Annotated in this window: 18 protein-coding genes; 16 read left to right on the top strand and 2 right to left on the bottom strand. The window is 71.5% G+C overall.

The genetic code is table 11. The features are described from left to right. Positions 1 to 13: 13 nt before the first annotated feature. The 4 genes from B6R96_RS18025 to B6R96_RS18010 are packed head-to-tail and all read left to right on the top strand — an operon-like array spanning position 14 to position 6,282. Entirely contained in the window at positions 14 to 2,839 is a 2,826-nt protein-coding gene (locus B6R96_RS18025; protein WP_081522958.1) for a non-ribosomal peptide synthetase, read from the top strand. Next, positions 2,833 to 3,759, top strand: coding sequence for an NAD-dependent epimerase/dehydratase family protein (locus tag B6R96_RS18020; protein ID WP_081522957.1), 927 nt, complete (start codon positions 2,833 to 2,835; stop codon positions 3,757 to 3,759). The genes B6R96_RS18025 and B6R96_RS18020 overlap by 7 nt, the downstream gene beginning before the upstream one ends. Positions 3,760 to 3,770: 11 nt before the next feature. Then, the gene (locus tag B6R96_RS18015; protein WP_081522956.1) at positions 3,771 to 4,802 is read left to right on the top strand and encodes a methyltransferase; all 1,032 of its coding nucleotides are present in this window, start codon (positions 3,771 to 3,773) and stop codon (positions 4,800 to 4,802) included. Positions 4,803 to 4,851: 49 nt separating this feature from the next. Then, a complete protein-coding gene (locus B6R96_RS18010; protein ID WP_053701230.1) occupies positions 4,852 to 6,282 on the top strand; it encodes an FAD-dependent monooxygenase in 1,431 nt (476 codons plus the stop codon). Between the two features lie 62 nt (positions 6,283 to 6,344). Here the strand turns inward: B6R96_RS18010 and ddaH (B6R96_RS18005) are convergent, their stop codons facing one another. Next, positions 6,345 to 7,211 carry a dimethylargininase gene (ddaH, locus tag B6R96_RS18005; RefSeq protein ID WP_030383902.1) on the bottom strand — a complete coding sequence of 289 codons (867 nt, stop codon included), beginning with the start codon at positions 7,209 to 7,211 and terminating at the stop codon, positions 6,345 to 6,347. A gap of 318 nt (positions 7,212 to 7,529) precedes the next feature. Between ddaH (B6R96_RS18005) and B6R96_RS18000 the strand changes: the two genes are divergently transcribed. From B6R96_RS18000 to B6R96_RS17945, 12 genes are read left to right on the top strand one after another with little or no spacing between them, the layout of a single operon-like run. Further along, positions 7,530 to 8,840 (top strand): SidA/IucD/PvdA family monooxygenase, encoded by a 1,311-nt coding sequence (locus B6R96_RS18000; RefSeq protein WP_053701229.1) that lies wholly within the window; start codon positions 7,530 to 7,532, stop codon positions 8,838 to 8,840. 54 nt (positions 8,841 to 8,894) lie between these two features. Then, positions 8,895 to 9,263, top strand: coding sequence for a cupin domain-containing protein (locus tag B6R96_RS17995; RefSeq protein WP_030383900.1), 369 nt, complete (start codon positions 8,895 to 8,897; stop codon positions 9,261 to 9,263). Then, the gene (locus B6R96_RS17990) at positions 9,260 to 10,879 is read left to right on the top strand and encodes a class I tRNA ligase family protein (protein ID WP_030383899.1); all 1,620 of its coding nucleotides are present in this window, start codon (positions 9,260 to 9,262) and stop codon (positions 10,877 to 10,879) included. Before B6R96_RS17995 ends, B6R96_RS17990 begins: the two co-directional genes overlap by 4 nt. Before the next feature lie 15 nt (positions 10,880 to 10,894). Next, positions 10,895 to 12,229 carry an MFS transporter gene (locus B6R96_RS17985; protein WP_081522955.1) on the top strand — a complete coding sequence of 445 codons (1,335 nt, stop codon included), beginning with the start codon at positions 10,895 to 10,897 and terminating at the stop codon, positions 12,227 to 12,229. A gap of 15 nt (positions 12,230 to 12,244) precedes the next feature. Continuing rightward, positions 12,245 to 13,498 (top strand): ATP-grasp domain-containing protein, encoded by a 1,254-nt coding sequence (locus B6R96_RS17980; protein ID WP_081522954.1) that lies wholly within the window; start codon positions 12,245 to 12,247, stop codon positions 13,496 to 13,498. After that, entirely contained in the window at positions 13,491 to 14,315 is an 825-nt protein-coding gene (gene ddaH, locus B6R96_RS17975; protein WP_030383896.1) for a dimethylargininase, read from the top strand. Before B6R96_RS17980 ends, ddaH (B6R96_RS17975) begins: the two co-directional genes overlap by 8 nt. Then, a complete protein-coding gene (locus B6R96_RS17970) occupies positions 14,312 to 14,647 on the top strand; it encodes a hypothetical protein (RefSeq protein WP_030383895.1) in 336 nt (111 codons plus the stop codon). The genes ddaH (B6R96_RS17975) and B6R96_RS17970 overlap by 4 nt, the downstream gene beginning before the upstream one ends. Continuing rightward, positions 14,644 to 16,422 carry an ABC transporter substrate-binding protein gene (locus B6R96_RS17965; protein ID WP_081522953.1) on the top strand — a complete coding sequence of 593 codons (1,779 nt, stop codon included), beginning with the start codon at positions 14,644 to 14,646 and terminating at the stop codon, positions 16,420 to 16,422. Before B6R96_RS17970 ends, B6R96_RS17965 begins: the two co-directional genes overlap by 4 nt. Beyond that, positions 16,422 to 16,925, top strand: coding sequence for a YbaK/EbsC family protein (locus B6R96_RS17960; protein ID WP_030383893.1), 504 nt, complete (start codon positions 16,422 to 16,424; stop codon positions 16,923 to 16,925). The genes B6R96_RS17965 and B6R96_RS17960 overlap by 1 nt, the downstream gene beginning before the upstream one ends. Positions 16,926 to 16,930: 5 nt before the next feature. Continuing rightward, on the top strand, positions 16,931 to 18,193 hold the full coding sequence (locus B6R96_RS17955) for an ATP-grasp domain-containing protein (protein WP_081525143.1): 1,263 nt from the start codon (positions 16,931 to 16,933) through the stop codon (positions 18,191 to 18,193). A 36-nt stretch (positions 18,194 to 18,229) separates the two neighbouring features. Beyond that, a complete protein-coding gene (locus B6R96_RS17950; RefSeq protein WP_053701223.1) occupies positions 18,230 to 19,375 on the top strand; it encodes an NAD(P)/FAD-dependent oxidoreductase in 1,146 nt (381 codons plus the stop codon). A 29-nt stretch (positions 19,376 to 19,404) separates the two neighbouring features. Continuing rightward, positions 19,405 to 20,382, top strand: coding sequence for an MmcQ/YjbR family DNA-binding protein (locus tag B6R96_RS17945; RefSeq protein ID WP_081522952.1), 978 nt, complete (start codon positions 19,405 to 19,407; stop codon positions 20,380 to 20,382). 155 nt (positions 20,383 to 20,537) lie between these two features. Here B6R96_RS17945 and B6R96_RS17940 read toward each other — a convergent pair whose 3' ends face one another. Then, the gene (locus B6R96_RS17940; RefSeq protein ID WP_107470012.1) at positions 20,538 to 22,001 is read right to left on the bottom strand and encodes an NB-ARC domain-containing protein; all 1,464 of its coding nucleotides are present in this window, start codon (positions 21,999 to 22,001) and stop codon (positions 20,538 to 20,540) included. Positions 22,002 to 22,173: the final 172 nt, after the last annotated feature.

Below are 22,173 nucleotides of genomic sequence, written 5' to 3'. Positions count from 1 at the left end.
AAGGAGACGAAACATGACGACGCGACAGGAGTTATCTGCCGGCGCAGCCGCCGGGTCCGACCGCGAGGAGACCCCCGACCTGGGCGGACTGCTCGTACGGGCCGCGAGGCGGTTCCCGGAGAACGGACTGCGCTACTGCGCGGGCGAGCGGCCGCCGGGCCACACCCTGTCCACCTACCCCCGCCTGCTGGACGAGTCGCTGCGCCTCCTCGGCGCCCTGCGGGAGGCGGGAGCCCGGCCGGGCCGGGTCGTCGCGCTGATGCTGGAGCGTCCCGAGGACTTCCTGCCGGCCTTCTGGGCCTGCCTGCTCGGCGGGATCACGGTGTGTCCCCTCGTCCCCACCCGCAACGACCCGCAGCGCTGGGCGGAGCGGCTGAACCACGTCGACGCCCTGCTCGACGGCCCGCTGCTGGTCACCGACCGCCGCACGCGCGAGGAACTGCCCGCCGTCACGGTTTCCTCGGTCGCCACGGTCGAGGACCTGGTCGGGGCTGCGGCCGGGACGGACCCGGGCACGGTCGTGACGCGCGCCTGCGGACCGGACGACGTGGCGCTGCTCGTGCTCACCTCCGGTTCCACCGGCGCCGCCAAGGCCGTCCGGCTCACCCACGGCAACCTGCTGGCCTCGATGGCCGCGAAGGCCGCGGCGCAGTCCCTGACCGCGGACGACGTGACCCTCAACTGGATCTCCTACGACCACGTGGCCGCGCTGCTGGAGGCCCACCTCCTGCCGCTGTCCGTGGGGGCCGTGCAGCTCCAGGCCTCGCCGGAGGCGGTGCTCGCCGACCCGCTGCACTTCCTGGAACTCATCGACGCCCACCGGGTGACGATGACGTTCACGCCCAACTTCCTGCTGGGGCTGATCGGCAAGGCCCTGGACCAGCGGCCGACGCCCCCGCGCCTGGACCTGTCCTGCCTGCGGCACATCGTCTCCGGCGGCGAGGCCAATCCCGTGGCCACCGGCGTCGCCTTCCTCGACCGGCTGGCCCCGTACGGGCTGCACCGCGGAGCCCTGTGGCCCGCCTTCGGGATGACCGAGACCTGCGCCGGGAGCATCTACAACCGGGAGTTCCCGCAGGCCGACCGGGGAGCCGAGTTCGCGGCCGTCGGACGGCCGGTCGACGGCCTGCGGATCAGGATCGCGCCGGAGGACGGCGCCACGCCCTGGGCCGACGGCGAGGACGGCGAGATCGGCGAGGTCCAGCTCACGGGCCCGATGATCACCAGTGGCTACTGGAACAACAAGGAGGCGACCCAGGCCGCCTTCACCCAGGACGGCTGGTTCCGCACCGGTGACCTCGGCCGGCTCGCCGGGGGACGGCTGACCCTCGTGGGGCGGAGCAAGGACAGCATCATCGTCAACGGCGTCAACTACTACAGCCACGACATCGAGTCGGTGCTCAACGGCGTCCACGGCGTGGAGAAGTCCTTCGTCGCCGCGTTCCCGACCCGACCGCACGGCAGCGACACCGAGCAGCTCGCCGTCGCGTTCGCCGTCACCCCCGAGGTGGCCGGCGACGACGCGGCGCTCCACCGCGTGATCGTCGCCATCAGGAACAGCGTCGTCCTGCACTGGGGGTTCCGTCCGGCCCTGCTGCTGCCGCTGCCCACGGACGCCTTCCCGAAGACGAGCCTGGGCAAGATCCCGCGCGCGCTCATGCGCCGCAGGCTGGAGGCCGGCGACTACGCGGCACACCTGGCGGCCGTCGAGGAGGCGGTGACCCGGCAGCTCGGCGGTCACGCAGTCCCGGTCGGCCCCGTCGAGGAGACCCTCACCGCGCTGTACGCCGAGCTGTTCGAGGTGGCACCGGAGCGGATCAGCGCCACAGCGAGCTTCTTCGACCTCGGCGGGACGTCACTGGACATCCTGCGCCTCAAGAGCCTGGTCGCCCGGCACTTCCCCGGCGCCGACCTGCCGATCCTCGCGCTCCTCACCGCGCCCAGCGTCCGGGCGCTGGCCGCGCGGATCGAGGCCGGGCGCAGCGCGCAGGCCGCCCCGTACGACCCGGTCGTCGCGCTGCAGACCAGCGGGGACGGGACGCCGCTGTTCTGCGTGCACCCCGGGGTCGGCGAGGTGCTCGTCTTCGTGAACCTGGCCAAGTACTTCGTCCACGAGCGGCCCTTCTACGCACTGCGGGCCCGCGGGTTCAACCCGGGGGAGAAGCCGTTCGAGAGCTTCGAGGAGATGACGCGCACCTACGCGGACGCCATCCGCTCCCGGCAGCCGCACGGCCCCTACGCGATAGCCGGGTACTCCTTCGGCGCGGCGGTGGCCTTCGAGGTCGCCAAACTGCTGGAGGCGGAGGGCGAGCGCGTGGACTTCCTCGGCAGCTTCAACCTGCCCCCGCACATCAAGTACCGCATGGACGAACTCGACTTCGTCGAGACCGCCGTCAACCTGGCGATGTTCCTGGAGCTGATCTCCGAACGGCAGGCGAAGACACTGCCCGGCGAACTGCGCCCGCTGGGCAAGCAGGAACAGCTCGCCCATCTGATCCGGATCGCACCCCGGGACCGGCTCGCCGAGCTCGACCTGGACCTGGAGCGGTTCACCGCCTGGGCGGACCTCGCCGACGGCCTCACCGGCCTCGGCCGGACCTACCGGCCCGGCGGCAGCGTCGCCGGGATGAGCGTCTTCTACGCCGTCCCCCTGCGCGGCACCAAGCAGGACTGGCTGGACAACGAACTCAGGCGCTGGGAGGACTTCAGCCGCGAGGAGCCCCGCTACCTCGACGTGCCCGGAGAGCACTACACCCTCATGGGGCCCAAGCACGTGGCCGCCTTCCAGGCGGTCCTGCGCGCAGAACTGGACCGGGCGCTGGGAGGACCGGAATGCTGACCGGGAAGAAGATCCTGATCACGGGCGCGACGGGACTCGTGGCGCGCACCGTGGCCGAGACGCTCGCGGAGCACAACGAGGTCTGGTGCCTCGGCCGGTTCTCGGACCCGCAGGTGGCAGAACGGCTGCGGGAACGGGGGATGCGCACCTGGCACTGGGACATGGCCCGGGACCCGCTGGACGGCCTTCCCGAGGACTTCACCCACGTACTGCACGCGGCGGTCGAGCGCGGCGGCGGGGACTTCGAGGACGTGGTGGCGGTCAACTCCGTCGCCACCGGCCGCCTGATGACCCACTGCCGGGGCGCCGAGGCCTTCCTCCACGTCTCCACCAGCGCCGTGTACGCCCCCCAGGCGCTCGACCACCTGCACACCGAGGCCGACCCGCTGGCGGCCGCCTCGGCCTGGCTGCCGACCTACCCGGTCGGCAAGCTCGCCACCGAGGGCGCGGTGCGCGCGTTCGCCGTGACGCTCGGCCTGCCCACCACCATCGCGCGGCTCAACGTCGCCTACGGTCCGCACGGCCACGGCGGGCTCCCGGTCATCCTCTTCCGGCAGATGCTGGCCGGGGAGCCGATCGCGGTGCCCCGCGAAGGACAGCACTACTGCTCCCCGATCCACACCGACGACATCGCGCGGCACGTGCCGCGGCTGTGGGCCGCGGCGAAGGCCCCCGCCACCGTCGTGAACTGGGGCGGCGACGAGGTCGTCGGCGTGGCGGACCTCGTGGCCCACATCGGCGGGCTCACCGGGGTGCCGGCCGAACTCGTACCCGGCGACGTCACCCGCGCCGTCAGCGCGTTCGACGGTTCCCGCCGCAAGACCCTCGCCGGCGGGTGCGAGCGGACCTGGCGCGACGGGGTCCGCCAGGCCCTCGAGGCGCACTTCCCCGGCAGCGTCACCGCCACCACCGAGAACTGAGGAACTCCACCGTGAACCGACGAACGACCGACGAACCGCACGTGCTCGGGGTACTGGAGCGCGCGCTCAGCGCCAGTTGCGCGGCCTCGCTGCGCGCCGCCGTGAAACTGGGCCTCGCCGACGCCCTCGGCGACACCCCGGCCACGGCGGACGAGCTCGCCGCGGCCGTGGGCGCCGACCCGGACGCGCTGCGCAGGCTGCTGCGCTCGCTCACCGGCTTCGAGGTCTTCGCCGAGGACCCCGAGGGCCGCTTCGTGCAGACGGAGGTCTCGCGGCTGCTGCGCACCGGCACCCCGGACAGCCTCGACCAGCTCGTGCTGTGGATGACCGAACCGTGGACCTGGGAGCTGTGGGGCCGCCTCGACGAGTCGGTGCGCACCGGGAAGGGCGTGTTCACCGACCTGTACGGCGGGGAGTTCTTCGAGCACGTGCACACCGTGTGGCCGGAGTCCGCCGCCGTGTTCGACCGCGCAATGACCCAGGCGAGCAGGCAGTCCGCCCAGGCCATCGCCGGCGTCCTGCCGCTGTCCGGTGCGCGCACCGTCGCCGACATCGGCGGCGGCCAGGGCTTCCTGCTCGCCTCGCTCCTGGAGCACCACCCCGGCGTCCGGGGGATCCTGTTCGACCGGCCCGACGTGGTCGCGGGCGCCGACGCCCGGCTGCGTGCGGGCGGGGCGCTCGCCGAGCGGGTCCGGCTGGTGGCCGGTGACTGCCGCGAGGAGATCCCCGCGGACGTCGACGCGTACGTCTTCAAGAACATCCTCGGCATGAACGACGAGGACGCCGTCGTCGTCCTCGGCAATGTGGTCAGGACGGCCCGCGCCGGCGCCGGGGTGATCATCGTCGAGAACTTCGTCGACGACGGCCCGGGACAGCGCTTCAGCACCGGGATGGACCTGCGGATGCTCCTGACCGTCGGCGGCCGCAAGCACACCCGGCAGGGGCTGCTCGGGCTCGTCGAACGGGCCGGCCTCGTCGTCCACGACGTGCGGTCGGTCAACTCCTACCAGCACATGATCGAAGCCAGTACGCCCGCCCGCTAGCCGGCCCCGAGGAACGAGATCCGATGGAACGACAGAAGGGCGGACGCGCATGACCGAGGCCGTCGACGTGGTGGTCGTGGGAGCGGGACCCACCGGTCTGCTGCTGGCCGGGGACCTGGCCGCCGCCGGCGTGGGGGTCACCCTGCTGGAGCGGCGCGAACACGCCAACGCCAACATGACCCGGGCCTTCGCCGTGCACGCCCGCACCCTGGAGGTGCTGGACGCCCGCGGGCTCGGCGACGAACTGGTGGCGCTCGGCCGCACGGCCCCCGTGATCGGGGTATTCGGCCGGCTGGAGCTGCGCCTCGAACGGCTGCGCAGCCGCTACCCGTTCGCGCTGATCACCCCGCAGTACAACCTGGAGGGGCTGCTGGAGCGGCGCGCCCTCGCCGCCGGGGTGCGGATCGTACGCGGCGCCGAAGTGGTGGAGCTGCGCCGCCGGGCCGACGGGGTCGACGTGCAGACGGCCGGCGGGGACCGCTTCGCCGCCCGCTACGTCGTCGGGTGCGACGGGGTGCGCAGCGCGGTGCGGCGCCTGACCGGGATCGACTTCCCCGGCCGGTGGGTGGTGCGGTCCGTGATGCTGGCGGACGTGCGGCTGACCGAGGTGCCCGCCGACGCGGTGACCACCAACGCCAACGAGCACGGCTTCGCCTCCCTGGTCCCCTTCGGCGACGGCTGGTACCGGGCGATCGGCTGGGTCGCCGGGGACGACCGGCCCGACGACGCGCCCGTGGAGGCGCAGGAGCTGGCCGGGCTGCTGCGCCGGGTGCTCGGCTCCGACTACGGCATGCACGACCCGCGGTGGATCTCGCGCTTCCACAGCGACGAGCGCCAGGCCGTGCGCTACCGCGAGGGCCGCGTCCTGCTCGCGGGCGATGCCGCGCACGTGCACTCGCCGGCCGGGGGCATGGGCATGAACACCGGGCTGCAGGACGCCGCCAACCTGAGCTGGAAACTGGCCGCGGTGGTGCAGGGCCGGGCCGGCGAGGCCTTCCTCGACTCCTACGAGCAGGAGCGCCACCCCGTCGGGAAGCAGGCCCTGCGGATCTCCGGAGCGATCACCCGGGGAGTGCTCAGCGCCCCGCGCAGCGTCCGGGTGCGCCGGCTGCGCGACGTGGCGATGCCCTGGGTCTCCCGGCTGAGCTCGGTCACCGCGCTGGGGGAGCGACTGCTCTCCGGCATCGGCATCTCCTACCCGGCGCCCTTCGGCAGCCACCCGCTCACCGGCCGCCGGGTGCCCGACCTGCGGCTCGCCGACGGCCGGCGGCTGTACGAGGTGCTGCGCGGCGGGGGCTTCGTCCTGGTCGCCCCGGGGCACCCGGTACCGGGGACGGACTGGCTGAATGTCGTCTCCCCCGCCGGGTCCCTGCGCACCACCTTGCTGATCCGCCCGGACGGCCACATCGCCTGGGCCTGCGAGGAACCGGACCCCGGGCGGCTGCGCGCGGAGTTGGAGCGCTGGCCCGTCCGCGCCTGACTCCCGGGACGCCGAAGACCCTCCTGATCCGCGCGACGGCGGTCAGGAGGGTCTTGTCGTGCTCAGCGGTCGCGCAGTTCCAGCGTGCAGCACTTCACGCTGCCGCCGGCCTTGAGCAGCTCGGAGAGCTCGACCCCGATCGGCTCGAAGCCGCGGGCGCGCAGCTTGGCGTGGAGGCCGGTGGCGGCGGCCGGCAGGAGCACGTGGCGGCCGTCGGAGAAGGCGTTGAGGCCGAAGACGGCCGCGTCCTCGGCACTGGCCAGGATCGCCGTGGGGAACATGGCGCGCAGGACGGCCTGGCTGCCCTGGGAGAAGGCCGCCGGGTAGTACATGACCTCGTCCTCCGACAGTACGGAGAGCGCGGTGTCCAGGTGGTAGTACTCCGGGTTCACCAGCGTGAGCGAGGTGACCGGAAGGCCGAAGAACTCCTGCGCCTCCGCGTGGGAGCGCGGGTCCGTGCGGAAGCCGGTACCGGCCAGCAGGCGGCGGCCGACGGTGAGGATGTCGCCCTCGCCCTCGTTGACGAACTCGGGCCACAGCGTGTCCGTGTAGCCGCGGCTTTCCAGCCACCGCAGGTACGCGGGCCCCTCGGCGGTGCGCTCCGCGTGCCGGAAGCGGGCCCCGAAGACCTTGCCGTCGACGACGGTGGCGCCGTTGGCCGCGAACACCATGTCGGGCAGGCCCTCGATCGGATCTATCTCCTCGACCACGTGGCCGAGTTCGAGGTACAGGTCGCGCAGGCCCTCCCACTGGCTGACGGCGAGCGCGTTGTCCGTGGCGTGCTGCGGGTTCATCCACGGGTTGATCGAGTACGTGACGTCGTAGTGCCGGGGCCGGCACATCAGCAGACGGCGGCGCGTGGCGACCCGGGTGGGGCTCTCGGAACGGTAGAGCACGCCGGCAGGGGTGATGGGCTCGGTGAGCGGCACGAGGGCTCCTTCTCATGGGGTTTCGATGGAAGCCCGACTGCCCGAGGGATGTTTCGGCCAGTCGGATGCGTGTGACGCAACTGATCACTCGGGCCAATGGAAATGGCGCCCGGGATTGACCGGAAGTAACGGCGAACACCGGCCAATCAACCCTCCTGCCGGACCCCCGGCCGAGTTGATTGTCCGTGGCCGGAACGGCTTCCGGGCAATCGGGGGGCGGCGTGGAATGTGGACATCACCCGGAAGGCAACGCAAGGACGCGAACCGTCCTGCCTGACCGTACGAACCTGTCCACCTGTTCCATCTGGAGGTACTTCCATGGCGCATCGCAATGTCGAACTGCTCGCAGTCGGCGCAGGCCCGGCGAACCTGGCGCTGGCGGTCGCCGTCGAGGAGCTCGCACCCGAGCTGGCCGGTGACACCCTGCTGATCGAGCGCGAGCAGGACATCGTCTGGCAGCGGGGCATGCTGCTGCCGGACGCGCTCAGCCAGGTCTCCTTCCTCAAGGACCTGGTCACCATGCGCAATCCGACCAGCAGATTCTCCTTCGTCAATTTCCTGCACTCCCAGGAGCGCCTCGACGCCTTCGTCAACCTGGCGAGTTTTGTTCCTTACCGCAGCGAGATATCCGAGTATCTGCAATGGGTAGCCAATGAACTCGACACGGTGCAGGTCGAATACGGCCGCGAATGCGCCGGCGTCGAGGCGGTGACGGGCGCCGACGGCGAGCTCTCCGGCTGGCTGGTCACCCTGGCCGACGGCGACACCATCGGCTGCCGCTACCTCGTCATCGGCGCCGGCCGCGACGCCCACGTCCCCGCCGTGTTCGACGGTCTGCCCGCCGAGCGCGTCATCCACAGCACCCAGTACACGCAGCGCATCGCCGACGTGCGGGCCGACCTGCCGCACCGCGTCGCGGTGATCGGCGGCGCCCAGAGCGCGGCCGAGCTGTTCGGCGCCGCACTGCGGGATCTGCCCGAGTGCAAGCCGACGATGATCATGCGCTCCATCGGCCTGAACGGCTACGAGAGCAGCAAGTTCACCAACGAGCTCTACTACACGTCCTTCATCGACGAGTTCTACGGCTCCTCGCCCGAGGCGCGCCAGCAGCTGCTCGGCGAGATGTACCGCTCCAACTACGGCGGCCTCTCCCCCGCCACCCTGGACGGCCTGTACCGGCAGTTCTACCAGGACCGCCGCTCCGGACAGGAGCGCCTGGCGATCCACCCGATGACGGACGTCGCCGCCGCCCGCATGGACGGTGAGGAGGTCGTCCTCACCCTCGTCGACCGCAAGTCGGGGGCCGAGCGGGAGATGCGCACGGACCTGGTGCTGCTGGGCACCGGATTCGTCCGCGAGATGCCGTGGGCGGTCAAGGCCCTCGCGCAGTCGATCGGCCTCGAAGAGATCAACGTGAGCCGTCACTACCGGCTCGACCTGGGTCGCCCGGCGACCGGCGCCTGCTACCTGCAGGGCGTCAACGAGGCCACCCACGGCATCGCCGACTCGCTGCTCAGCGTGCTCGCGGGCCGCTCCGCCGAGATCACCGAGGACATCCTCGCGCACCGCGCGACCCGCTCCGTCGAGGTCCCGGAACTGCGAGAGCTCGCGCTCGCCGGCGCGGTCTGAGCACCGCGCACCCCTCACGAGCCGTACCCGCCTGACGAGGAGAGACCGACCCACATGCTCACCAAGCAACTCGACCGCGACGGACTGACGCACGAGAACGGACTGGACGCCCAGCGGCTGCTGCCCTGGCCCGAGCTCAACGCCCCCTTCGAGGGGTCCTGGTGCGTGATCCGCCCCGGCACCGCCTCGACGGCCCACGCCCACCACGAGTACGAGATCTTCATCGCCGTCGCCGGCTCCGCCGTCCTGGAGTCGCAGGGCGTCCGCAAGCCCTTCGTGACCGGGGACATCGTCCACTTCACCCCGGGCTCCGAGCACCGGGTGATCAACGAGTCCGACGCGGACTTCGAGATGTACAGCGTCTGGTGGGACCTCGACATGACACAGCGGTTCGCAGCCCGCCACGAAGGAGTCCAGGCATGACACGCCGTACGGTCATCATCGCGCCGCCGCCGACCCCGAACGGCGACCTGCACACCGGGCACCTGGCGGGCCCGTACCTGGCGGGCGACGTGTACGCACGCTACCTGCGGGCCTCGGACCGCCCGGTGATCTTCACCAGCGGCACCGACGACAGCCAGACCTACGTGGTCTCCAGCGCCGCCCGCGCCGGGCTGACCCCGGAGGAACTGGCCCTGCGCTCCGCGACGCAGATCCGCGCCACCCTGGAGGCGGCCGGCATCTCCGTCGACGGCTTCGCCCCCTTCGACAAGGGCTACCGCCAGACCGTCATCGACTTCGTCACCGACCTCCACAGCGACGGCGCCTTCCGCCTGAAGACGGTGCTGCTGCCGTACGTCGAGGCCACCGGCGAGTACCTGATGGAGGGCCTGGTCGCCGGCGACTGCCCGGTGTGCCTGGTGGAGAGCCGCGGCGGGCTCTGCGAGTCCTGCGGGCACCCCAACAACTTCGACGAACTGCTGCGTCCCCGCTCCACCGTCGACCCGGCCGCCGTGGTCACGCACCGCGAGGCGCAGATCCTCGTCCTGCCGATGGAGGAGTACCGCGACCGGCTCGCCGACTACTACGTCCGCCACCGCGACGTACTGCGCCCGCACACCGCGCAGCTCATCCGGGAGGCGCTGGAGCGCCCGCTGCCGGACTTCCCGATCACCTACCCCACCGCGTGGGGCATCCCGGCCCCCTTCACCGAGACGCCGGGCCAGGTCCTCAACGCCTGGGCCGAGGGCATGGCCGCCTCGATGTACTGCACCTGGTACGCGGCCGAGCAGCTCGGCGAGCACACCGACCGCTTCGACGAGCACTGGCTGTCCGAGCACGGCATCGACCTCGTGTACTTCCTCGGATTCGACAACGTCTACTTCTGGGGCATGACGCACCTGGCCCTGCTGATGGCGCACGGCGACCGGTACGTCGAGCCCCACGCGATCGTGTCGAACGAGTTCTACGAACTGGAGAACCAGAAGTTCTCCACGAGTAAAGGCCACGTGGTCTGGGCCGCCGATCTGGTGGCCGAGGTACCGCGCGACCTCGTCCGCTTCTACCTGGCGCTGACCGCGCCGGAGCACTCCCGTACGAACTTCAGCCGCGAGGCGCTCGACAGCCTGTCGAGCTCCCGGCTGGTCGAGCCGTGGAACCGGCTCGCGGGCCGGCTGGACGAGATGCTCGCCGGGGTTCCGGCGGACGCGCTGCTGCCGGTCTCCGCGACCGGCGCCGAGCAGGCGGGGATCGTCGTCGAGCGGTTCCGCTCCCACTACGAGCTGGAGAGCTTCAGCCTCCACCGGGCGGCGGACCTGATCGTCGTGCACCTCGACCGGTTGCTGAAGCAGGCGGACCGCGTGGCGGTGGACGTCCCGAGCGACCTCGGCGACCTGATCCTCGCCGTCCGGACGCTGACCGCGTGCGCCGCTCCGCTGCTCGTCGACGTCGCGGCCCGTGCCGAGCGGGCCGGGGCCGACCTGAGCCTTCCGGCCGGCGCCTTCGCCGCCGACCCCGTCGCCCCGCTGCGACTCCCCCTCCTGTCCACCGCGGTCGGGGCGTTCGCGCCCGTGGCCGAGCCGGCCGTCATCCGAGCCTGACCTCCGAGGAGCACTGTGTCCACCATCGCCCCGCCCCGTCCCAATCGGGCAGAACGCCTGCTCATCCCCGCGACCTTCATCACCAACCTGGGCAACGGCATCCAGCTCACCGCCGCCTCGTACCTGGTCTTCACCGAGGCCAACACCATGCTCGCGGTCAGCTGGCTGATGATCGCCGTCACCATCCCGCAGGTGGCGCTCTCCCTCTTCTTCGGCAAGCTCGCCGACCGCTTCGACCGCCGCACCCTGGCGATGGTCTCCGACCTGGCCAGCGCGGCCGCCGCGATCGGTCTGCCGGTCTGGCTGCTGCTCGGCGGCAACCCCTCGACCGTCAGCTACGTCGCCAGCTTCATCCTGTCGATCTCCGCGGCCCTCTTCTTCCCGGCCAGCAACGCCCTGATCAAGGAGCGCATCCCGGAGTCCCGGCTCGCCCAGTTCAACGGCAACGCCGAGATCGCCATCCAGGCCGGCACGCTCGCCTCGGCGGCCCTCGGCGGCTGGGTGATCGTCTGGGTCGGCACCACGTCGCTGTTCTACTTCAACGCGATCACGTTCCTGCTCTCCGCCGCCCTGCTGTTCTTCATCGGCCGCCGTCCGGCCGGCCAGGCCATCAGCGCCCCGGAGGCCGCGGCCAAGGCCGCCGCCGCTGCCAAGGCCGCCGCGTCCGGCACCCGCCCGCCGCTGGCCCGTCTCGCGCTGCTCTACATCATCGGCAACATCGTCATCATCGTCGGCAACAGCATCATGCTGGTCCTGGTCATCGACGGCTTCAAGTCCAACGCGGGCTACCTCGGCATCGTCGACGCCCTGTTCGGCATCGGTGCGCTGTTCGCGGCCTGGGCCTTCAAGAAGATCAGTTCCAAGGCCACCGTGCTGAAGACGGCGCTGATCGGCTACCTCGCCTTCGCGGTGCTCCTGTCCATGGAGTCCATCCACCTCTACGCGATGATGGCCGTCATCCCCTTCGCCGCGATCGCCTTCTGCGTGGCCCGCATCTCGGCCCGTACCGCCCTGATGAGCGCGGCGCCCGAGGAGAAGACCGGCTTCGTCTTCGGTGCCACCAACGCCTTCGGCCTCGCGGCCGGCACCACCGCCGTCGTCCTGATCTCGCTCCTGGTCGACTCCACCAACGTGAAGAACGGCTTCTACGCCCTCTCCGCCCTGGTGGTCGTCATCGCCACCCTCACCGTCATCTCGCTCCGCCAGCACGACCGTGAGGTCGCCGCCGCCGAGGCCGCCGCTGCCGCCGTCGAGACCGTGTCCGAGCCCGCCGCGGCGACCGTGTCCGAGCCGGTCGCCGAGCCCGTCGCCGCGGCCGCCCCGGCCGAAGCCGTCCCGGCCAAGGTCTGAGGGGGGTCGGCACAGATGAAGCTGCTCGCGATCGAAGCCAGCCAGAACGCCACCTACTACGTCTCGCGCTACCAGCAGCTCGAGGCCCTCGGGGCCGACGTCCACGTCCTCAACGGAATCGGCACGGAGGACTTCTGGGACGCGGACCGCTACCGGATCGCCGGCTCCAAGCACATCGAGGACATCGTCACGGCCGCCAAGGTCTGGCACGCGGAGGAGGAGTTCGAGGGGGTCCTGACCTTCTCGGAGTCCGGGGTCGTCACGGTGGCCGTCGTCGCCGAGGCGCTCGGCCTGCCGAGCATCGGCCTCGAGGCCGCCCGCACCAGCCGCAACAAGTACCTGATGCGCCAGGCCCACGAGCGCGGCAGCGCGGCGCACCCCGGTTTCCGCTACGCCCCCGACGTCGAGGCCGCCCTGACGGCCGGTGAGGAGCTCGGCTACCCGCTGATCCTGAAGCCCACCCTGGGTGCCGCGAGCAACTTCGTGTTCAAGGTCGACGACCCCGAGGAGATGCGGGCCCGCTTCGCGGACGCCACCGCGGGCATCGAGACCATGACCTGGGCCCTGATGGAGGCCGACGGACTGGACCTGGGCCCGAACGGGATCATCGTCGAGGGCTACCTCGACGGCCACGAGCACCTCATCGAGGCGCTGGCCTGGGACGACGAGGTGTACCTCGGCTCCATCGTGGACCGGATCACCGTCGAGAGCGGGACCTTCGACGACGACGTCCACCACGCGCCGAGCTCCCTGACCCCCGAGCAGATCGCCGCGGTCCACGAGGTGGTCCGGGACGCGGCCCACGCGCAGGGGCTGCGCCGGTCCGTGCTGCACGCCGAGGTGAGGTTCCACCAGGGCCGGCCCTTCATCCTGGAGATAGCGATCCGCCCCGGCGGCGGCGGGCTCGACCACATGGCGCGGATCAGCGCCGGTCACGACCCCATCCGGTGCGTGGTGGACGTGGCCCGGGGCACCGAGCCGGACGTCTCGCACTACGCGCCGACGGGAGTGCACACCGCCGCGATGTGCCTGATCAGCGGGGCGGGAACGGTCGAGTCCATCGAGGTGCCGACCGAGGTGGCCGAGGATCCCGCGCTGTTCTTCCTCAAGATCACGGCCACGGCGGGGACCGTCATCAAGCGTCCGCCGGCGGGCAACAACATCCTCGGTTTCATCGGCGCCACCGGCACCTCCCTGACGGAGGCGCTGACCACCGCGCACGTCGCGGCCGGCCGCATCCGCACCGAGATGAGGCCGGAGCATGGCTGAGACCCCGCGGCGCACGGCCACCAAGCGGCACTACCTGATGTGCCGGCCGACCCACTTCGAGGTGGCCTACGCGATCAACCCGTGGATGAACCCCGACAAGCCGATGGACGCCGACCTGGCGCTCGCCCAGTGGGAGCGCATCCGGGACCTGTACCTCGGGTTCGGGCACGAGGTCTCCTTCATCGACCCGGTCCCCGGCCTGCCGGACATGGTGTTCTCCGCCAACGGCGCCACCGTGGTCGACGGCAAGGTGCTGATCGCGAAGTTCCGCCACCAGGAGCGCGCCGCCGAGGCGGACGCCCACCGGGCCTGGTTCGAGGCCCGCGGCTACACCGACATCCGTGTCCCGCAGTACGTCAACGAGGGCGAGGGCGACTTCGCCCCGGCCGGCCGGCGGATCCTGGCCGGCGCGGGATTCCGCAGCGACCCCGGCGCGCACGAGGAGCTCCGTGAGTTCTTCGGCCTGCCGGTGGTCGGCCTGACCCTGACCGACCCCCGCTTCTACCACCTGGACACCGCGCTGTTCGTCCTCGACGAGGACCTGGTGGCGTACTACCCCGAGGCCTTCTCCGAGGAGAGCCGGGCCGTGCTGCGCGAGCTGTACCCGGACGCGATCCTCGCCACCCGCCAGGACGCCGACGCCTTCGGCCTGAACGCGGTGAGCGACGGACTGAACGTGGTCGTGACGGAGACGGCCACCCACCTGATCGACGAGCTGCGCGCCCGCGGCTTCGAGCCGCACGGCGTGGACATGTCCGAACTGCTGAAGGCCGGTGGCGCGGTCAAATGCATCACTCAGGAGATACGACGCCCGTGATCGATTACGACGGCAGAAGTTTCCGCAACACCGGTTACCCGGCGGGCGAGGACGCCCCCATCGGCCACTACCGCCAGGAAGGCGACCTGCTCTGGGCCGACTTCGACGGGGGCCCGGTCCGCCGGGGCTCGCTGAACGGGCGCGTGGAGTCCGACGGGAACCTCGAATTCGCCTACACGATGGTCCTCGCCGACGGCGAGGTGATCGCCGGGCGGTGCTGGAGCACCCCCGAGTTCCTGGACGACGGACGGATCCGGCTCAACGAGCGCTGGGAGCGCTACGGAGCCCACTCGGACAGCGGTGAATCCGCACTGGAGGAGGTAAGGACATGACCCCGCCCACCACCCCGCTCCGCGGGGGCAGCGTGACCTGGGCCTGCACCAGCGGCTTCAGCCCGGTCTTCATCTTCCCCTTCACCCCGGGCGAGTACTACGGGGTGGCCAACCTGCACGAGTTCCAGACCCTGATGTACCGGCCGCTGTACTGGTACGGCACCGGTGGCCAGCCGACGGTCGACTACGAGCGCAGCCTCGCCGAGCCCCCGCAGTGGAGCGAGGACGGCCGCACGGCGACGATCACGATCAAGCCCTACGCGTGGTCGAACGGCGAGACGGTCAACGCCGACAACGTGATGCTGTGGATGCACCTCCTGGAGGCCGAGAAGGAGAGCTTCGGCGGCTACACGCCGGGCTTCTTCCCCGACAACCTGGCCGGCTACGAGAAGGTCGCCGAGGACAAGGTGAGCTTCACCTTCGACCGCGCCTACTCGCACAACTGGGTTCTGATGAACCAGTTCAGCACCATCACCCCGCTGCCCAGGGCCTGGGACCGCACCGGCGACGACCGGCCGGCCGACGCCACCCACGACCCGGCGCAGGCCTCCGCGGTCTACGCCTACCTGCGGGCCTGCAACGACGAGCGCAAGAGCTGGGACACCAGCCCCGTCTGGAGTGTTGTCAACGGACCTTGGAAGCTGAGCAGTTACACGATCGACGGAGTCTCCGGCGAGGCCGTTCTGGTACCCAACGAGAGCTACTCGGGTCCCAACAAGCCCTACCTGGACGAATTCCGGCTGGTGCCGACCGGCTCGGACACCGAGCAGTACGAGATGCTCCGCCGCGGCCCCGAGGCCCTGGACGGCGTACAGATCGGCTTCCTGCCCTTCGACGAGGTCACCGAGCCGGCCGAGGACCCGGTGCTCGGCGGGCCCAACCCGCTCGGCGAGCACTACGACCTCGTTCCCCAGCTCACTTACAAAATCCATTACTTCCCCATCAACTTCAACAACCCCACCGTTGCCGGAAAGATCTTCAAGCAGCTCTACTTCCGCCAGGCCCTCCAGTCCTGCCTCGACTCCCGGGGCGCCATCCGCGACGTCTACAAGGGCTACGGCTACCCGACCACCGGACCGATCCCGGCCCTGCCCGACAGCCCGCTGCTCTCGCCCGCCGCGCACGAGGACCCGTACCCCTTCGACGTCGAGAGGGCCCGTGCCCTCCTGACCGAGAACGGCTGGGACACCAGCTCCACCCCGGCGCTGTGCGTCCGCGAGGGCACCGGAGCAGGAGAGGCGGGCGAGGGCATCCCGGCCGGCACCCCGCTGCGGTTCTCGATGCGGTACGCCCAGGGACACGAGACGCTGACCGCGGTCATGCGCAAGTTCGCCGCCGACGCCGCCGAGGCCGGCATCGAGATCGTGCTGACCGAGGTCGAGGCGAGCGTCCTGGTCCTGGAGGACACCACCTGCACCCCCGGACCCGACAGCCCCTGCCTGTGGGAGTTCAGCGACTGGAACGGCGGCTGGGGCTACGGTCCCGGCTTCTACCCGACCGGTGAGGCGCTCTACTCGACCGGCTCCTCGGTGAACTTCGGCAGCTACAGCGACCCGAAGGCCGACGAGCTGATCGCGCGCACCGTGGTCAGCGACGACCTGGAGGACCTGTACGCCTACCAGGACTACATGGCGCAGCAGGTCCCGGTGATCTGGATGCCCAACTTCCCCTTCCGGCTGCTGGAAGTGGCCAACAACCTGAAGGGCGTGGCTCCGGTCAACCCCTTCGGACTGATCAATCCCGAGGACTGGCACTACGTCGGCGAGGTGCTCTGATGTACCAGCGGTTGATCGACCTGCTCGACAGCGCTCGGGCCCGGTACCGGCTGATCGACCACGCGGCAGAAGGCCGCACCGACCTGGCCAGCGTCCTGCGCGGCCACCCGCTGGACCAGGCCGCCAAGTGCATCATCGTCCGCGTCAGCATCACCAAGCGGGTCGGCAAGTACGTGCTCGCGGTGGTTCCCGGAGACCGCCAGGTCGACCTGGAGGCGGTCGCCGCCCTGTTCGGCGGCGGGCGGACGGCATTCGCCACGCCCGAGATCGCCGAGCGCCTGGCCGGCAGCGTCTGCGGCACGGTGATGCCGCTCAGCTTCCACCCCGATCTGCACCTCGTCGTCGACGAGAGCCTGATCCTCACCGAAGAGATCTATTTCAACGCGGCCCGCCTGGACCGTTCCGTGGCCCTGTCCACCCCCGACTACCTGGCCATCGCCCAGCCGCAGCTCGCGGCGATCGCGACGGCCGGGGACCGGGTCCTGACCCACTCCGCGAGGTGACGAAGATGACGGAATACGCCAAGACGACCGATGACGGCGTGGTGATCCTGGTCGGCAGCGGACAGCGGGCCTACCGCGAGTACCTGCTCGCGGGCGCCGCCCGGCGCCGCCCGATCTGGATCCTGGACGCGGTGGACCCGACCTGGCAGGAGCAGTACGTACTCGGCTCCACCACGGTGGAACTGCTCGACCGCGAACGCCTCGTGCCCGACACCGAGGGACTGATCAGGGCCGCCGAGGCGGTGGCCGCCGAGCACCGCGTGGTGGGCGTGTTCAGCTACGACGAGACGCTCGTGGTCACCACCGCCCTGATCGCCGAGCGGCTCGGACTGCCCGGTCTGACCTCCCGGGGCGCCGACAACTGCCGCAACAAGCACAACACCCGGCAGCTGCTGACCGCCGCCGGACTGCCCCAGCCGCACTTCGCCTACGTGACCGACGCCGAGTCGGCCCTCGCCACGGCCGACTCCTTCGGCTACCCCGTGGTCCTCAAGCCCCGCGGCATGGGCGCGAGCATCGGCGTCATCCGGGTCGACGACGCGGCCGGGGTGCGTGCGGCCTTCGAGGTCGCGGACGCCGCCAGCCGCGGCGGGAACAGCGACTACGAGGGCGGGGTGCTGGTCGAAGAGTGCGTCATGGGCCCCGAGATCAGCATCGACGGACTGGTCTTCGACGGAGCCTGGACCCCCCTCTTCCTCGCGCACAAGGAAGTGGGTCTCGCGCCCTACTTCGAGGAGACCGGGCACGTGGTCAGCGCCACCGACCCGCTCCTCGCCGACGAGGAACTGCTGGGCATCCTCCGCGACGCCCACCGGGAACTGGGCATCGGCCACGGGATCACGCACACCGAGGTGAAGCTCACCACCCGCGGCCCGGTGATCATCGAGGTGAACGCCCGCCTCGGCGGTGACCTCATCCCCTACCTCGGCAGCCTCGCCACCGGTGTGGAGCCCGGGGAGCTGGCCGCCGAAGTGGCCGCCGGCGTCCGCCCCGAGTGGGCCCCGACCGAGTCCCGCACCGTGGGGATCCGCTTCCTGTACCCGCCGGAGAACGGCACCGTCCGCTCGGTCGACGTACCCGCCACCGCGGACGTACCGGGGCTGCTGGAGACGAACGTGATGGTGGCGCCGGGCGCCACGCTGCTGCTGCCGCCCGAGGGCTACCTCAGCCGGTACGCCAACCTCATCTGCGCCGGCGACACCGTCCTGAGCTGCGAGGAGTCCCTCGCCAAGGCGTCCGCGCTGACCACGATCGTCCTCGACAGCTGACCTGTCGGCCCAACGAAAACGGAAGGGAGGTGTGTGATGTCGGCGAGGGTGACAGTAGTGGGCGGCGGAGTGATCGCCCTGCTCACGGCGGTCGAATGCGTGCTCGACGGACACCGGGTCACGATCGTGGACCAGGGCCCCATCCCGCACAGCAGAGCCACCTCTTTCGACCAGCACCGGATCCTGCGGGCCCTGCACCCCGCGGACCCGCGGACCACCGCGGCCGCACTGCGGGCGCACCGCCGCTGGGTCGAACTGGAGGAGCTGTTCCTGACGCGGTTCTACGAGCAGGTCGGCTCGCTCACCGTGCTGCCGCCCGCGGCGGCCACGGACGCGGCGGCGATGCTGGAGGACGCCGGGGGCAGCGCCAGAGCGCTCACGGCGGCCGGACTGGCCGACCGCTATCCGCACCTGCACGTGGGCGGCGGCCTCGGCGCGGTACTGGAGGACCAGGCGGGCGTACTGCTCGCCGAGCGGGTCCTCGCCGCCTGCGTCGGCTGGCTGAAGTGGCAGCGGGGCATCGAGCTGATCGAGCACCGGGCCGTGACCGCCGTCGACGGCGAGAGCGGCAGCGTACGGCTGGTGGACGGGCGGGTGCTGCGCAGCGACGCGGTGCTGATGGCCGTGGGCCCCTGGTCCCGGGACCTGCTCCCGCCGAGCATCTCCGAGCGGCTGACCCTGTACCGGCAGTCCCTCCTCTACTGCCGCGTGCCCCGGCAGCAGTCGCAGGCCTGGGCGGCGACTCCGGCCATACCGGCCCTGGGCACCGAGGGCGGGGCCTGGCTGATACCGCCGGTGGCGGGCACGGCCCTCAAGCTCACCTCGGCGACCGCCTGCCGGGCGGTGGACGGGATCACCGACTACGCCACCGACCCGTACTGGCAGCGCAAGCTGGAGAAGGAGTTCGGGGACATCCTGCCCGGCTTCGGCCCGGCCTGGGTCACCGCGGCCAAAGACGCCTACTACTCGTCCTTCGCCGAGACCGGCGGCCCGCTGCTGGTCGCCCTCGGCGGCGCGGGATTCGCGTACGCGGCGTGCGGTGGCACATCCTTCAAGTTCGCGCCGCTCATCGCGCGGTCGCTCGCCGACCGGCTGATCGGCAGGAGTCCGTCGCTGATCGGCCTCGGTGCGCTCGACGGACCACCGCTGGACGTCCACACCCCGCAGCTCGCGGGCCTGTGAGCCGGCGGCCGGAGGTGAGGGAGCAGGCAGTGGCAACGGTGGACGACGTACGGCGGCTCGCGCTGAGCCTGCCGAGGACGCAGGAGCACCTGATCCGCGACCGGGTGAAGTTCCGGATCGGCAGCATCGTCTATCTGGCCCTCTCCCGCGACGAGAGCGAACTGGGCTTCGCCTTCCCCAAGGAGGAACGCGCGGCGCTCGTCGCCGCCGAGCCGGCGAAGTTCTTCCTGCCCCGGGAGTCCGATCTGCGCTTCAACTGGGTCGAGGCCCACCTGGGGGCCCTGGACCAGGACGAGCTGACGGAGCTGGTCATCGAGGCCTGGCGGATGGTGGTGCCCGCCAAGGTCGCCCGCGCGCACCTCGACCCGCCGGCCGCGCCGCCGCTTCCGCCGGCGCCGTCCCTGGCCGAACTGCGTTCCTCGGACGAGGTGTTCAACGGCTTCCCGGGCGTGGACCGGAGCTGGCTGGCCCTGCGCGCGGACACCGGATCCGCCCTGGACCTCGCGCGCGCCGAGCACCGCACCGCCCTGCACCGCTGGCTCAACTCCTGGGGCTGCCGCATCCGTTACCCGCGCGAGGGCGAGCCCGACAGGTTCGGGACGGAGCTCGCGGCCTGGTGGCGGCGGCACACCCTGGCGGACGCACCGCTCGCCCGGCTCACCGCACGGGACATCTCCCGGCTGGCCGGCGCCTACGAGGAGCTGGCGGCGCTGCCGATCGGCCGCCGCAGCCTCGGCCCGACCGCCGCGTCCAAGGCCCTGTACGCACTGCGGCCCGACACGGTCATGCCGTGGGACGCGGCCATCGCGCAGCGGCTGTACGGGAGCAGGGACCGGGCCGCCTTCGCCCGCCACCTGGAGCTCGGCCGGACCTGGGCGCGCGCCGCGCTGGAGGCGGCCGGCGGCATTCCGGAGGCGGACCTGTGCGCCGAGCTCGGCCGGCCGGCGGTGTCGCTGGCCAAGGTCCTCGACGAGCACCTGTACGTCACGATCACCCACCGGGCGTGAGACCGCGGGTCCCGGGGCCGCAGGCCCCGGGGCTGCCGACAGCCGGGCTGCCGAGCACCGGGCCGCGGACAGCCGAAAGGCCGCCCGCCGGGTGCGGGGGCGAGCCCTCGCCCACCCCTTGCGCCCCGATCGGCGGCCTCCGCGATGCGGCCGGACTACCTCGACTGCCGTGCGGGCACCTGGCCCCGCGCCGCCGCGGGCGCCGGGTCCTCCTCCGTCGGGTCCGGCTGGGTCAGCGCGTACGCCCGGGCCATCGGCGTCAGCCCGTACTGCCCGGGCAGGTCCGAGTGGTCGAGCAGTCCCGCGTCGAGGAGCCGTTCGAGCAGGTCCTCCACCGGCTGCGCGGACCGCTCGACCAGCATGGCGAGCGCGTCCGTGGACTCGTAGACCACGTTGTCGACGGAGGGCGGGTTCTCGGAGCCGGCGAACTGGCGCAGCATCAGGCGGGCCCAGGGGGTCAGCAACCGGTAGGCGCTGTCGAGGCGGCTGCTCAGCGCGTCGTCCCCGACCTGGAGCCGGGCCAGGAAGCGGCCGGGATCCCGCGGGGCGCCGGGCCCGTCCTGCCCGTCGCCGAGCAGCTCGGCCACGGAGTCCTGGAGCATCCACTCGGGCCGGGCCGCGATGCGCCGGCCCGCCAGGTTGAGGGCCAGCGGCAGGTCCCCGCAGGCGTCGGCGAGACGCAGGCAGGCCCGCGGCTCGGCACCGACCCGGTCCGATCCCAGGATCCGGGCGAGCAGCTCCATCGACTCGTCCCGGTCCAGTGCGGGGAGCCGGATTCGGCCAATTCCGTCGAGCCCCAGCAGCCGCGAGCGACTGGTGATGATGATGCGGCTCTCGGGCGCCGCGACAAGAAGTTCCCGAATCTGGCGCTCGTGCTGGACACCGTCCAGGACGACGAGCACCCTGCGCCGGTTGAGCAGCGATCGGTACAGGCCAATTCTCTGGCCGGGATCGTTCGGGATCCGGTCGGTGGGGATACCGAGCGCCTCCAGGAAACCGCCCGCTATTCCGGCGGCGTCCTTGCGTCCGTCCGCGGCCGGGTCCAGGTTCGCGTAGAGCTGTCCGTCGGGCAGGTTCACGGCGAGTTCGTGGGCGAGCCGCAGGGCGAAGGCCGTCTTGCCGACGCCGACCTGTCCGCTGATCACCAGGGGGGCCGCGGCGCGCTGTTCGCCGTAGGAGGGGGCGGTCAGTGCCCGCGCCCGCTGGAGCACCTCACGCCGTCCGACCAGGGGCTGAGCCTCCATCGGCAGCTGGGACGGCGGGGGCAGCACGGCGCGCACGTCGGCGGCGCGCAGCTCGTTCTCCTGGTGCTGCTGTACGGCCTTGACGGCCGGGCGGGCCGTTCCGTCGTCGCCCTCGGCGCGCGCCGCCTCGTGCCAGCGGCGCTCCCAGCTGGCGCGGTCGCCGCCGCAGGCCTCGGCGAAGGCGAGGGCCACCTGGAGGGTGGGGAGGCGGTATCCGGCGGCCGCGTCGGAGAGCACGGACGCGGAGAACATGGCACGTGTGGCCATGTCACGGTAGCCGGGACTGCCCGCCGCCGTCCGCAGCCTGCGCAACTCCCGGGCGAACGCGGTGACTGGTCCGGCATCGGGGGCCAGTGGTCTCTCCAGTCTTCCCACAGCCTGCTCCTTCGGTACTCGCTCCGTGTGCCGCCTGCTCCGGGCTGCCCATGAACTGTCTGTGTCGCCCTTCCTGATCTGCTACCGGATGCTTACCGCCTGCTAGGGGTAACCCCTATGATCCGGTTGGCATGACCTGGCCAGGGGTCTTGTTCATTGGGGGTGGATGTCC

The organism is Streptomyces sp. Sge12 (assembly GCF_002080455.1).
In the GTDB taxonomy this organism is placed as follows: domain Bacteria; phylum Actinomycetota; class Actinomycetes; order Streptomycetales; family Streptomycetaceae; genus Streptomyces.
This window is presented reverse-complemented; position numbering and strand designations above follow the sequence as displayed.